Genomic DNA, 229 nt, shown 5'->3' with positions numbered 1-229 from the left:
AAGGAAAGTGGTATCAATGTCGTTATAACCGCTTACATGTGAAATGATTTTTTCAAATTCTTCATCACTTAAGCTTAGCAAATAAGGCATTACATGAGGTTTTATAATGGCATTAATTTTTTCACAACAACCTTTTGTTGGATCATCGCCAGCACTGAATAAACCAGGTTCAAGGTATTCTTTGGCCTTATCTCCGAAGGTGTATATCACTATATCTCCTGGATTTGCT

The 229-nt window shown here is 35.4% G+C and carries 1 pseudogene; it reads right to left on the bottom strand.

Annotation, left to right across the window (positions count from 1 at the left end):
* Positions 1-229: pseudogene (locus ELQ12_RS10170) on the bottom strand (hypothetical protein); the annotation flags it as partial.

The sequence above is a fragment of the Campylobacter sp. US25a genome (assembly GCF_004379075.1).
GTDB lineage: Bacteria > Campylobacterota > Campylobacteria > Campylobacterales > Campylobacteraceae > Campylobacter_D > Campylobacter_D jejuni.
Note: the sequence above shows the minus strand (reverse complement) of the source record. Positions and strands in the feature narration are given on the sequence as shown.